The 13,171-nt window shown below is 45.6% G+C and carries 11 protein-coding genes; 10 read left to right on the top strand and 1 reads right to left on the bottom strand.

Annotation, left to right across the window (positions count from 1 at the left end; translation table 11 throughout):
- Window positions 1-16: 16 nt before the first annotated feature.
- A complete protein-coding gene (gene rqcH / locus MKY10_RS13245; RefSeq protein WP_029317786.1) occupies window positions 17-1,729 on the bottom strand; it encodes a tRNA modification protein RqcH in 1,713 nt (570 codons plus the stop codon).
- 121 nt (window positions 1,730-1,850) lie between these two features.
- Between rqcH and MKY10_RS13240 the strand changes: the two genes are divergently transcribed.
- The 10 genes from MKY10_RS13240 (at window position 1,851) to rsmB (ending at window position 13,170) form a co-directional block, all read left to right on the top strand.
- Window positions 1,851-4,523, top strand: a complete 2,673-nt coding sequence (locus MKY10_RS13240) for a calcium-translocating P-type ATPase, SERCA-type (protein WP_015252116.1) — start codon at window positions 1,851-1,853, stop codon at window positions 4,521-4,523.
- A gap of 82 nt (window positions 4,524-4,605) precedes the next feature.
- Window positions 4,606-5,481: a YicC/YloC family endoribonuclease gene (locus MKY10_RS13235; protein WP_048654878.1), complete on the top strand. Its 876-nt coding sequence runs from the start codon at window positions 4,606-4,608 to the stop codon at window positions 5,479-5,481.
- A gap of 76 nt (window positions 5,482-5,557) precedes the next feature.
- Complete coding sequence (gene remA / locus MKY10_RS13230) at window positions 5,558-5,827, top strand: extracellular matrix/biofilm regulator RemA (RefSeq protein ID WP_003154355.1); 270 nt, start codon at window positions 5,558-5,560, stop codon at window positions 5,825-5,827.
- A gap of 7 nt (window positions 5,828-5,834) precedes the next feature.
- Window positions 5,835-6,449 carry a guanylate kinase gene (gene gmk / locus MKY10_RS13225; protein WP_003232083.1) on the top strand — a complete coding sequence of 205 codons (615 nt, stop codon included), beginning with the start codon at window positions 5,835-5,837 and terminating at the stop codon, window positions 6,447-6,449.
- A gap of 3 nt (window positions 6,450-6,452) precedes the next feature.
- Window positions 6,453-6,656, top strand: coding sequence for a DNA-directed RNA polymerase subunit omega (gene rpoZ, locus MKY10_RS13220; protein WP_003221520.1), 204 nt, complete (start codon window positions 6,453-6,455; stop codon window positions 6,654-6,656).
- Between the two features lie 82 nt (window positions 6,657-6,738).
- The gene (coaBC, locus tag MKY10_RS13215; RefSeq protein WP_015252114.1) at window positions 6,739-7,959 is read left to right on the top strand and encodes a bifunctional phosphopantothenoylcysteine decarboxylase/phosphopantothenate--cysteine ligase CoaBC; all 1,221 of its coding nucleotides are present in this window, start codon (window positions 6,739-6,741) and stop codon (window positions 7,957-7,959) included.
- A complete protein-coding gene (gene priA, locus MKY10_RS13210; RefSeq protein ID WP_003232079.1) occupies window positions 7,956-10,373 on the top strand; it encodes a primosomal protein N' in 2,418 nt (805 codons plus the stop codon). Before coaBC ends, priA begins: the two co-directional genes overlap by 4 nt.
- Before the next feature lie 26 nt (window positions 10,374-10,399).
- Window positions 10,400-10,882: a peptide deformylase gene (def, locus tag MKY10_RS13205; protein ID WP_044052533.1), complete on the top strand. Its 483-nt coding sequence runs from the start codon at window positions 10,400-10,402 to the stop codon at window positions 10,880-10,882.
- Between the two features lie 4 nt (window positions 10,883-10,886).
- Window positions 10,887-11,840, top strand: a complete 954-nt coding sequence (gene fmt, locus MKY10_RS13200) for a methionyl-tRNA formyltransferase (RefSeq protein ID WP_003232070.1) — start codon at window positions 10,887-10,889, stop codon at window positions 11,838-11,840.
- Window positions 11,827-13,170 carry a 16S rRNA (cytosine(967)-C(5))-methyltransferase RsmB gene (gene rsmB / locus MKY10_RS13195; RefSeq protein WP_015252111.1) on the top strand — a complete coding sequence of 448 codons (1,344 nt, stop codon included), beginning with the start codon at window positions 11,827-11,829 and terminating at the stop codon, window positions 13,168-13,170. The genes fmt and rsmB overlap by 14 nt, the downstream gene beginning before the upstream one ends.
- The last annotated feature ends 1 nt before the right edge of the window (window position 13,171 follow it).

Raw genomic sequence — 13,171 nt, 5'->3', positions numbered from 1 at the left:
CTTTTCTTTATGCGGTTCAGCTTTTTTTGAGCTTGATGACAGTATCAGCATCAGGCGTGACAAAGACGGTATGCTGGCTGTCATAGGTGACGAAACCGGGTTTCGCGCCGTTTGGTTTTTTGACATGCCTGATTTTTGTATAATCTACAGGCACTGAACTTGAATCTTTAGCTTTTGAAAAATAAGCTGCAATTGTCGCGGCTTCCATGATTGTTTGCTCATCCGGTTCGCTGCTTCTGATCACAACGTGGGAGCCTGGAATGTCCTTCGTGTGAAGCCAGATATCGTCTCTGGCCGCCACTCTTGTCGTTAAATATTCATTTTGACGATTGTTCTTACCCACTAAAATTGTCAGCCCTGAGGTGGATTCATATGTTTCTAACACCGGATTGTGCGGTTTTTGCTTTTTCTGGCCTTTTTGCTGCTTAGGGCGTAAATATTTGCCCTCTACGAGCTCTTCCCTGATTTCGCTGATATCCCGGGGAGAAGCGGACGAAAGCTGCTGAATCAGCTGATCAAAATATTCGATCTCTTCCTGTGCCAGCCTGATTTGCTCCTCGACAACTGCGACCGAATTTTTCGCTTTCTGATACTTCGTGAAATAGGCCTGTGCGTTTTCAGAAGGCGTTTTGTTCGGGTTTAAAGGAATCGTGATTGTCGGGCTTTCTTCATCATAATAATTGATGACCTCAGCCTGTTTATCACCTTTTTTCAGCATATATAAATTAGCGGTTAAAAGCTCCCCGTAAAGCTGAAATTCCTTCGCGTTTTCCGAATACTCCAAGGTTTTCTCTAATTTTTTAATTTTGTTGGCATTCTTCTTCCGTTCGTTCACAACAAAACGCTCAAGATCCTGAGCCTGCTGTTTGACCCGGTCTCGTTCAGCTTTTCCGAAATAAAAACGGTCGAGCAGTTCGCTTAATGAATCAAAACGGCGCGCTTCGCCCTTTAGATGAGTCAGCTCCAGTAAATAAAAATATTCCTTTCCGTTTACAGTCGTAATGTTGGGAATGAAACGGTGCTCTTTCACTTCGGCAAACAGTGCCAGCAACGCTTTTGGCAGTGTGACTTTGTTAGCAAGGCCTGCTCTGTGAACTGCTTCTTTGGCGAAAAGCGGAGACACGCCTGAAAAGTGGTCGACAATTTGTTTATCAAGCCTTCCTTCTTGAAAGCTGAGGTGACGCAAAATATCATCTTCTGACACCTCAAGAGGCGATATTTTGTCCTGAGCAGGCGGAAGCTTATAATCTTGGCCGGGCAGTACTGTACGGTAGCTGTTCATTGACGGTGATAAATGCTTAAGTCCGTCGATAATCACATTTTCTGCTGCGTCAGTCAAAATGATATTGCTGTGGCGGCCCATAATTTCTACATAAAGCTTTCGTACGGTTTCATCGCCAATTTCGTTTCGGCTTTTGATATGAAAAATCATGATGCGGTCTAAGCCCGCTTGTTCAATTTTCTCAATGAATCCGCCTTCGATATGCTTTCTCAGCAACATGCAAAACATTGGCGGTTCGCTTGGATTTTCATAAGCTTGTGCCGTGATATGCACCCGTGAATAGCTCGGATGTGCCGATAATAATAGTTTTTGGTTTTTTCCCTTGGCACGGATGTGGAAAATCACATCGTGCTTATATGGCTGATGGATTTTTGTAATTCGTCCGCCCATTATTTTCTCGTTAAGTTCGTGTGTCATTCCGTATGTAAACATGCCATCAAACGACATATGCAATACACCCTCTCATTCTTCCTGCATTCGATAATTATAGCATGAAATGGGACGAGTCAGAATAAGCATGCTTATAGAGTGATATCTCTATAAGAGAGCAGGGGAGTGGACGAGCGGAATGAAGTTTCATGAAATGGGACAAACAGATTTACTAGAGGCAACCAATACGTCCATGAAACAAGGATTAACAGAAAAAGAGGTAAAAAAACGCCTTGACAAGCATGGACCAAACGAGCTGCAAGAAGGGAAAAAAACTTCAGCGCTTCTCTTGTTTTTCGCGCAGTTCAAAGATTTTATGGTGCTTGTGCTTCTGGCGGCAACGTTAATCTCAGGTTTTCTTGGTGAATATGTAGATGCGGTTGCGATTATTGCGATTGTGTTTGTGAATGGCATACTCGGTTTCTTTCAAGAAAGGCGAGCTGAGCAATCTCTTCAGGCTTTAAAAGAGCTTTCAACACCGCATGTCATGGCACTCAGGGAAGGAAGCTGGACAAAGATTCCTTCTAAGGAACTTGTGCCGGGGGATATTGTGAAATTTACGAGCGGGGACAGAATTGGCGCAGACGTTCGAATTGTTGAAGCGAGAAGCCTTGAAATAGAAGAATCAGCGCTGACCGGGGAATCAATCCCGGTTGTGAAGCATGCTGATAAATTGAAAAAACCTGATGTTTCACTTGGCGATATTACCAATATGGCATTTATGGGAACGATTGTGACCCGCGGCAGCGGTGTCGGGGTTGTCGTCGGGACAGGAATGAATACGGCTATGGGGAAAATTGCCGACATGCTTGAATCGGCAGGGACATTGTCAACCCCGCTGCAAAGAAGACTGGAGCAGCTCGGAAAGATTTTGATTGTGGTTGCATTGCTTCTGACCGTACTTGTCGTTGCTGTCGGTGTTATTCAGGGTCATGATCTGTACAGTATGTTTTTAGCAGGTGTCTCGTTAGCGGTAGCCGCTATTCCGGAGGGGCTGCCGGCGATTGTGACAGTGGCGCTTTCGCTTGGTGTACAGAGGATGATTAAACAAAAATCCATTGTTAGAAAGCTTCCTGCTGTTGAAACGCTTGGGTGTGCGTCTATCATTTGCTCAGATAAAACAGGGACAATGACCCAAAACAAAATGACAGTGACGCATGTCTGGTCCGGAGGGAAAACATGGAGAGTGGCAGGGGCCGGCTATGAACCGAAAGGAAGCTTCACACTAAACGAAAAAGAGATCAGTGTCAATGAACATAAGCCGCTTCAGCAGATGCTTCTGTTCGGAGCGCTTTGTAACAACTCCAATATCGAGAAAAGAGACGGCGAATATGTGCTTGACGGAGATCCGACAGAGGGAGCGCTGCTCACCGCGGCAAGAAAAGGCGGTTTTTCAAAGGAGTTTGTTGAATCAAACTACCGGGTGGTCGAAGAATTTCCGTTTGATTCTGCACGGAAAATGATGACTGTCATCGTAGAGGATCAAGACAGAAAGCGCTATATCATTACAAAAGGTGCACCGGATGTACTGATGCAGCGATCTTCCCGTATTTATTATGACGGCTCAGCGGCTCTTTTTTCAAATGAAAGAAAAGCAGAAACAGAGGCGGTATTAAGACATTTGGCATCACAGGCACTCAGAACGATAGCGGTCGCTTACAGGCCGATAAAAGCAGGCGAAACACCGTCAATGGAGCAGGCGGAAAAAGATCTGACCATGCTTGGCCTTTCAGGTATCATTGATCCCCCGCGGCCGGAAGTCAGGCAGGCGATAAAAGAATGCCGTGAAGCAGGAATTAAGACCGTTATGATTACAGGTGATCATGTAGAAACCGCTAAAGCGATAGCGAAAGACTTGCGCCTCCTTCCGAAAAGCGGCAAAATCATGGACGGCAAGATGCTGAATGAACTTTCTCAAGAAGAGCTTTCTCATGTGGTGGAGGATGTGTATGTATTTGCCCGCGTTTCCCCTGAACATAAACTAAAAATCGTAAAAGCCTATCAGGAGAACGGGCATATTGTGGCGATGACGGGAGACGGCGTCAATGATGCTCCTGCCATTAAACAAGCTGATATCGGCGTCTCTATGGGCATTACCGGGACAGATGTGGCCAAAGAAGCATCATCTCTTGTTCTCGTGGATGATAATTTTGCGACGATTAAATCGGCGATAAAAGAAGGCAGGAACATCTACGAAAATATCAGGAAGTTTATCAGATACCTGCTGGCGTCTAACGTCGGAGAAATCCTTGTCATGCTGTTTGCGATGCTGCTCGCCCTTCCTTTACCGCTCGTTCCGATTCAGATTTTGTGGGTCAACTTGGTGACGGACGGATTGCCGGCAATGGCGCTCGGCATGGATCAGCCCGAAGGAGACGTCATGAAGCGCAAGCCCCGTCATCCGAAAGAAGGGGTATTTGCCCGCAAGCTAGGATGGAAGGTCGTTTCCAGAGGATTTTTAATCGGAGTTGCCACTATTTTAGCGTTTATCATTGTGTACCACCGCAATCCGGAAAACTTAGCTTATGCCCAGACGATCGCGTTTGCCACATTGGTGCTCGCTCAGCTTATTCACGTGTTTGACTGCCGCAGCGAAACTTCTGTTTTCTCTAGAAATCCGTTTCAAAACCTGTATTTAATCGGCGCGGTATTGTCATCCATTTTGCTGATGCTTGTAGTAATCTACTATCCGCCGCTTCAGCCGATTTTCCATACTGTAGCCATCACGCCGGGGGATTGGATGCTCGTCATCGGTATGTCCGCCATCCCTACTTTTTTGCTGGCGGGATCACTTTTAACAAGAAAAAAATAAATTCATATGATATAATCTTAGGGGTAATAGCGTGTCTATTGCCCTTTTATTATGAGAACAGGGAAGAATTGGGTGTTTTAAAATGATACGAAGTATGACAGGCTTCGGCAGTGCAAGCAAAACACAAGACGATCTCTCTGTAAGCGTTGAACTTAAATCTGTGAACTACAGATTTAAAGAAGTGAACGCTCGTTTGCCAAGGCCTTTGCTATATTTTGAAGATAAGCTGAAACAGACCATTTTGCAGCATATTCAGCGCGGAAGAATTGAGCTTTTCGTATCTGTTGACAGCGATATGCTTGTTGAGAAAAGGCTTGAAATTGATTGGCCGCTGCTCGATGAGTTTGTCGCAGCCTCGAGAGATATGAAGAAGCGGTATCAATTGTCTGCAGAGCCCGATGTAATGGATTTCTTTAAGCTTGATCATGTCGTCCAGATTCATGAAGAACAGACGCAAAATGACAAGCTGGAGGCGTTGATCATCGATGCTGCAGAAGAAGCGGTAAAAGGTCTCTGTGAAATGCGTGAAAAAGAGGGGCTGCTCTTAGCGAAAGACTGCCTGATGCATATTGATCAGCTTGAAGAGCTGGTGAGAGAAACTGAATTGCTGGCTGCAGATGTCGTATCTCGTTACCGGGAACGGCTGTACGCCAGAATCAAAGAATGGACTGAAGACGTATTAGACGAGAGCCGGCTTGTAACAGAATGCGCTATTTTTGCAGACCGCTCTGATATCACTGAAGAGATTACAAGGCTGAAGAGCCACTTCGCCCAGTTTCGTGATATATTAGCTAGTGGCGGAGCTGTCGGGCGCAAACTCGACTTTCTTGTTCAGGAGCTCAATCGGGAAGCAAATACGATCGGCTCAAAAGCAAATGATCATCAGATCACAAAGCTTGTCGTTGAAATGAAAAGTTCTATTGAAAAAATAAAAGAACAAGTGCAAAATATAGAATAGTGACTGTGCGTATTGTTTACAGACGGTCTTACTAGGCTAAACTAGAGACGTCTATTTTACAGGGGGAACGTAGAAGATGACGATTAAACTGATTAATATCGGATTTGGCAATATCATCTCCGCCAATCGGATGATTTCGATTGTCAGCCCGGAGTCTGCGCCAATCAAACGGATGATTCAGGATGCAAGAGACCGCGGAATGCTAATTGACGCTACATACGGACGAAGAACCCGTGCAGTTGTCGTCATGGATAGTGATCACATTATCTTATCTGCCGTCCAGCCTGAGACAGTTGCACACAGACTTTCTGTTAAAGAAGAAATTATGGATGAAGGGCAGGGGTAATTGCCGCATGAAAGAAAGAGGGTTATTAATCGTTCTCTCAGGTCCCTCAGGAGTTGGTAAAGGAACGGTTCGACAAGCGATCTTTTCGCAGGAAGACACAAAATTTGAATATTCGATTTCAGTAACCACAAGAAGTCCAAGAGAGGGCGAAGTGAACGGAGTCGATTATTTTTTCAAAACAAGAGACGAATTCGAACAAATGATTGCGGACAACAAGCTGCTTGAATGGGCAGAGTATGTCGGCAATTATTACGGCACGCCAGTCGATTATGTTGAACAGACGCTTCAAGATGGAAAAGACGTCTTTTTAGAAATTGAAGTTCAAGGGGCTCTTCAAGTGAGAAATGCTTTCCCGGAAGGCCTGTTTATTTTCCTTGCGCCTCCAAGCCTTTCTGAACTGAAAAACAGAATCGTGACACGAGGCACAGAAACAGACGCTCTGATTGAAAATCGAATGAAAGCCGCAAAAGCTGAGATCGAAATGATGGATGCTTATGACTATGTCGTTGAAAACGATAATGTCGAAACGGCTTGCGATAAAATCAAAGCAATCGTTCTTGCTGAACATTTGAAGCGTGAACGCGTTGCACCAAGATATAAGAAAATGCTGGAGGTTGAATAATCAATGTTAGATCCGTCAATTGATTCTTTAATGAATAAATTAGATTCAAAATATACGCTGGTGACTGTTTCTGCGAGACGCGCACGTGAAATGCAAATCAAAAAAGACCAAATGATTGAACATACGATTTCACACAAATATGTAGGCAAAGCTTTAGAAGAAATTGATGCAGGCCTGCTTTCGTTTGAAAAGGAAGACCGCGAATAGTAGCACAAGTAGCAACCTATATCACATGTAGGTTGTTATTTTTTTCCGTGCGGTTTTGTAAAGTGCAGAGGGGGAGAATTCATTGCTAAACAATCGAAATGTGTTACTTTGCGTGAGCGGAGGCATCGCTGTTTATAAAGCCTGTGCGTTAACGAGCAAGCTGGTTCAGGCAGGAGCAAATGTCAAAGTGATTATGACTGAGTCCGCTTGCCGATTCGTTTCACCGCTGACATTTCAGGCATTGAGCCGCCACGAAGTCTATACAGATACATTTAAAGAACAAAATCCAAGCGTTATTTCTCATATTGATGCCGCAGACTGGGCCGACTTGATTATCGTAGCGCCGGCTACGGCTAATGTGATTGGAAAACTGGCAAACGGCATCGCTGATGATATGCTGACGACAACATTGTTGGCAGCAACGGCTCCCGTTTGGATCGCGCCGGCGATGAACGTTCATATGTATGACCACCCGGCAGTCAAACGAAACATTTCTGTTCTTTATCAGGACGGTTATCGTTTTATTGAGCCAAGTGAGGGCTATTTAGCATGCGGTTACGTAGGAAAAGGCAGATTGGAAGAGCCGGAAAACATCGTAAAGCTGGCCGAAAAACATTTTGCTGAAGAAACATCCGCTCCTTTAGAAGGCAAGCATGTGGTCATTACAGCCGGCCCAACGCGGGAAGCGATTGATCCTGTCCGGTTTTTTACCAATAAATCGACGGGCAAAATGGGCTACGCACTAGCGGAGGCTGCTGTTCAGCTCGGCGCACGGGTAACCTTAATTTCTGGGCCTGTTTCACTTGATCAGCCTAAAGGCCTTGCTGAGTTTATCCCTGTTCAATCGGCTGCGGATATGCGCGAAGCTGTGCTCTCTGTGTATGACGCAAGCGATATAGTCATTAAAACAGCTGCGGTAGCCGATTTTACGCCGAAAACAGTATTTGACCATAAAATGAAAAAACAAGACGGCGGCATGACCTTAGAACTGAAAAGAACAGTCGATATTTTGAAAGAATTGGGCGAGAAAAAGAAAGAGCAGATTTTGGTCGGATTTGCCGCCGAAACACAAGACATTGAACACTATGCACGTAAAAAGCTCGCCGCTAAAAACCTTGATTTGATTGTGGCAAATGATGTGAAAGCAAATGGGGCCGGTTTTGGTGCTGATACGAATATCGTGACAATCTTTTTCAAAGACGGGCATAAACGCGAACTCCCGATTATGTCTAAGCTCGATGTTTCTTTTGAAATCCTTCAGGAGATCGCAGCCCTCTCAAAACAAACCGGAGAGCGCTCATGAATTTTGCAGAAGTCATCGTTGATGTCAGCACCAAAAATATAGACAGGCCTTTTGATTATAAAATCCCAGACCATCTGAAGGGCATGATCAAAACGGGGATGCGGGTCATTGTTCCGTTTGGCCCCCGTAAGATTCAAGGGTTTGTGACAGCAGTCAAAGAAGCATCTGACCTATCGGGAAAATCTGTCAAGGAAGTAGAGGATTTATTAGATCTTACACCTGTTCTGACAGAGGAGCTTATGATTCTGTCATCATGGCTGTCAGACAAAACGCTGTCTTTTAAAATAACGGCGCTTCAAGCAATGCTGCCTGCCGCCTTAAAGGCGAAATATGAAAAAGAATTAAAAATTGCACACGGAGCCGATCTTCCGCCGCAAGTGGAACGGCTGTTTTCTGAAACAAAGACGCTGCTGTATTCAGATATACCCGATCATGAGACGCTGAAACTGATTCAAAGGCATGTTCAAAAAGGGGACATTGACGTGACGTATAAAGTCGCGCAAAAAACCAATAAAAAAATGGTCAGGCATATTCAGGCAAATGCGAGTAAAGAAGAGCTTGCTAAGCAGGCTGAGGGATTGTCCCGCCAAGCAGCAAAACAGCAGGCGATTCTTCACTTTCTCATCTCTGAGCCGGAAGGTGTGAAAATTCCTGCGGCGGAATTGTGCAAAAAAACGGACACGAGCTCTGCAACCATCAAAACCCTTATCCAAAAAGGGCTTTTGAAGGAAAGCTATGAAGAGGTTTACAGAGATCCCTATCAGGACAAAATGTTCAAAAAAACAGAGCCCCTGCCGCTGACAGACGAACAGAGGGCTGCCTTCGAGCCCATACGCGAGACATTGGACAGCGATGAGCATAAAGTGTTCCTCCTTCACGGCGTGACAGGAAGCGGAAAAACCGAAATTTATCTGCAATCAATTGAAAAAGTACTGGCGAAAGGAAAAGAAGCCATCGTCCTCGTACCGGAAATATCGCTGACGCCGCAAATGGTCAACCGCTTCAAGGGCCGCTTCGGCTCCCAGGTGGCAGTCATGCACAGCGGTTTATCCACAGGAGAAAAATATGACGAGTGGCGTAAAATCCACCGGAAGGAAGTACGGCTTGTCGTCGGTGCCAGATCCGCCATTTTTGCTCCGTTTGAAAATCTCGGAATGATAATCATCGATGAAGAGCACGAGTCTTCCTATAAACAGGAAGAAATGCCGCGCTATCATGCGAAAGAGGTGGCAATCAAGCGGGCTGAGCATCACAGCTGCCCGGTTGTATTAGGGAGTGCTACGCCGACATTAGAATCATATGCTAGAGCGCAAAAGGGCGTATACGAGCTTCTTTCACTGAAGCACCGTGTTAACCACCGGGTGATGCCCGAGGTTTCGCTTGTCGATATGAGAGAGGAGCTTAGAAACGGCAATCGCTCGATGTTTTCAGTTGAATTGATGGAAAAGCTTGAAGAAACGATTGCCAAGGGTGAGCAGGCGGTGCTGTTTTTAAATAAGAGGGGCTATTCTTCCTTTGTGATGTGCAGGGATTGCGGCTATGTCCCGCAATGCCCGCACTGCGACATTTCCATGACGTATCATCGTTACGGCCAAAGGCTGAAATGCCATTATTGCGGACATGAAGAGCCTGTTCCGCACACTTGTCCTGAATGCGCAAGCGAGCATATCCGCTTTTTCGGAACGGGAACACAGCGAGTGGAGGAAGAGCTGACAAAAGTGCTGCCAAGTGCGAGAGTGATTCGGATGGATGTTGACACGACATCACGGAAAGGCGCCCATGAAAAATTACTGTCAGCTTTCGGAGAAGGAAAAGCGGATATTCTTCTCGGAACGCAAATGATCGCGAAAGGGCTTGATTTTCCGAATGTCACGCTTGTCGGAGTGTTAAGTGCTGATACAACACTTCATATTCCTGATTTCAGATCGGCTGAAAAAACATTTCAGCTGTTAACGCAAGTCAGCGGCCGGGCAGGCAGGCATGAAAAGCCCGGCCATGTCATCATTCAAACGTATACACCGTCTCATTACAGTATCCAGCTGACGAAAACACACGATTATGAAACGTTCTATCAGCATGAAATGGCGCACAGGAGGGAGCAATCCTATCCGCCATACTACTATTTGGCTCTTGTGACTGTTTCTCATGAGGAAGTGGCGAAAGCAGCGGTTACAGCTGAAAAAATCGCTCATTTTTTGAAAGCAAACTGCGGAGCTGACACGAAAATTCTCGGACCAAGCGCGTCGCCGATAGCCAGGATCAAAGATAGATATCGCTATCAATGCGTGATAAAATACAAACAGGAAACCCAGTTATCCGCTTTATTGAAGAAGATACTGGAACATTATAAACGCGAAATTGAACAAAAACATGTAATGATTTCAATTGATATGAATCCTTATATGATGATGTAAGATCTCACGTCTTGGAGGGTAACAAATTGGCAGTAAAAAAGGTCGTCACACATCCTGCGGAGGTTTTGGAAACACCTGCGGAAACCGTGACTGTTTTTGATAAAAAGCTAAAAAAACTGCTTGATGATATGTACGACACCATGCTTGAAATGGATGGTGTCGGACTGGCAGCGCCGCAAATCGGCATTTTAAAAAGAGCGGCCGTCGTAGATATCGGGGATGACAGAGGGAGAATTGATCTCGTTAATCCTGAAATTTTAGAAAAAAGCGGCGAGCAAACCGGAATTGAAGGATGCTTGAGCTTTCCTAACGTCTATGGTGATGTCACACGTGCCGATTATGTCAAAGTGCGTGCGTTTAACCGTCAGGGAAAACCGTTCATTCTGGAAGCGCGAGGCTTTTTAGCAAGAGCCGTGCAGCATGAAATGGACCACTTAGACGGTGTGCTGTTTACATCTAAAATAAGTAAATACTATACAGAAGATGAACTAGTGGATATGGAAGGATGATTTGATGACGAGAATCGTATTTATGGGAACGCCGGATTTTTCAGTTCCTGTTTTAAGAACCCTGATAGAGGACGGATATGAAGTAGTGGGGGTCGTCACACAGCCGGACCGTCCGAAGGGCAGAAAAAAAGTACTGACACCTCCTCCGGTAAAGGAAGAGGCATTGCGCCACGGCATCCCGGTTCTTCAGCCGGAAAAAGTCAGATTGACAGAAGAAATTGAAAAAGTGCTGGCATTAAAGCCTGACCTGATTGTAACGGCGGCATTCGGACAAATTTTGCCTAAAGAGCTTCTCGACAGTCCAAAATACGGCTGCATTAACGTTCACGCATCCCTTTTGCCGGAACTGCGCGGCGGTGCTCCGATCCATTATTCCATTCTGCAGGGAAAGAAGAAAACCGGGATTACCATTATGTATATGGTAGAAAAATTGGATGCGGGCGATATGATCTCAAAAGTGGAAGTGGACATTGAAGAAACCGACAATGTCGGAACACTGCACGATAAATTAAGCGTTGCTGGCGCGAAGCTATTGTCTGAAACGGTTCCAAACGTTATTGCCGGCAGCATATCACCTGAAAAGCAGGATGAAGAGAAAGCGACGTACGCGCCTAACATTAAAAGAGAGCAAGAGCTGCTCGACTGGTCCAGAACGGGCGAAGAGCTTTACAACCAGATCCGCGGCTTAAATCCATGGCCTGTTGCTTATACGACTCTAAACGGACAAAACTTGAAAATATGGGCGTCGAAAAAAATAGCGGCACCAACAACAGCTGAGCCCGGCACAGTCGTTGCAGTTGAAAAGGAAGGAATTATCGTTGCCACAGGTAACGAGACGGCTCTGTTATTAACCGAACTCCAGCCGGCAGGCAAAAAACGAATGAAAGGCGAAGACTTTGTGCGAGGCGCTCATGTTGAAGCCGGTGATGTGTTAGGAGTAAACAATGAAAAAAACTAGTGTTCGTGACATCGCCCTTGAGGCGCTGATCAAATTAGAACAAAACCAGGCATACAGCAACCTGCTGCTGAAATCGGTCATTAAATCAAATGAACTGAGTGATCAGGACAGAGGGCTTTTGACTGAACTTGTCTATGGTACATTACAAAATAAGATCGCGCTTGATTATATGCTTAAACCGTTTATCAATAAGCCTCAAAAGGTAAAGCCGTGGGTGATTCAGCTTCTTCGCCTATCCTTATATCAAATGGAGTATTTGGAGAAGATTCCAGACAGGGCAGCCATTCATGAAGCGGTTGAGATTGCTAAAATCCGCGGACACAAAGGCATTGCTTCATTTGTCAACGGCGTGCTCCGTTCTATTCAGCGCGAAGGTGTTCCATCCTTTGACGCGATCGAAGATCCTGTCCGCCGGCTGGCGACAGAAACAAGCCATCCGGAATGGCTTGTGAAAGAGTGGGCGGATGCGTATGGATTTGAAGCTGCGGAAAAGATTTGCCGCATCCATCTCATTCCGCCGAAACAGACGCTGCGTGTCAATCAAATGAAAGCAGACAGAGCTGAGCTGCTTGACCAAATGGCTGCTGAGGGAATCGAAGTTGAAAAAGGCGACCTCGCTGAAGATGCTGTGAAGCTCTTAAAGGGAACAATTGCCGGAACTCATTTCTTCCAAAACGGCGAAGTTTCTATCCAGGATGAGAGCTCCATGCTCGTCGCCCGCGCCCTTGATCCTAAGTCAGATGAAACAGTGCTTGACGCGTGTGCGGCGCCTGGCGGAAAGTCGGCTCATATCGCAGAATTAATGAAGAACAAGGGGAGCGTTACGTCGCTTGATCTTCACAAACATAAAGTGAAGCTGATCAAAGAAGCGGCAGATCGGCTTGGCCTGACAATCATTCATGCGGAAACAATGGATGCTAGAAAAGCGGGGGAAACGTTTGAAAACGAACAGTTTGACCGAATATTGGTCGATGCCCCGTGCTCAGGTTTCGGTGTTATCAGAAGAAAGCCGGACATGAAATACACGAAAAAACCTGACGACAGCGCCCGTCTAGCTGAAATCCAGCTGTCGATCTTGAGGGAAATCGCACCATTAGTAAAAAAAGGTGGCACTCTTGTCTACAGTACGTGTACAATGGACCGGACAGAAAATGATGAAGTAATACATGCGTTTATACAAGAACATCCTGATTTTGAACCCGATTTGTCTCTTGAAAAGCGGCTGCCTGAAAAGGTGAGACCCTTTGTTCGGGATGGAAGGCTTCAAATCCTTCCTCATTATTTCGGAACAGATGGTTTCTTTATTTGCAGCATGAGAAAGAAGGGATAAG

Origin of the sequence: Bacillus sp. FSL P4-0290 (assembly GCF_037975435.1) — a bacterium.
Taxonomy (GTDB): domain Bacteria; phylum Bacillota; class Bacilli; order Bacillales; family Bacillaceae; genus Bacillus; species Bacillus subtilis.
Note: the sequence above shows the minus strand (reverse complement) of the source record. Positions and strands in the feature narration are given on the sequence as shown.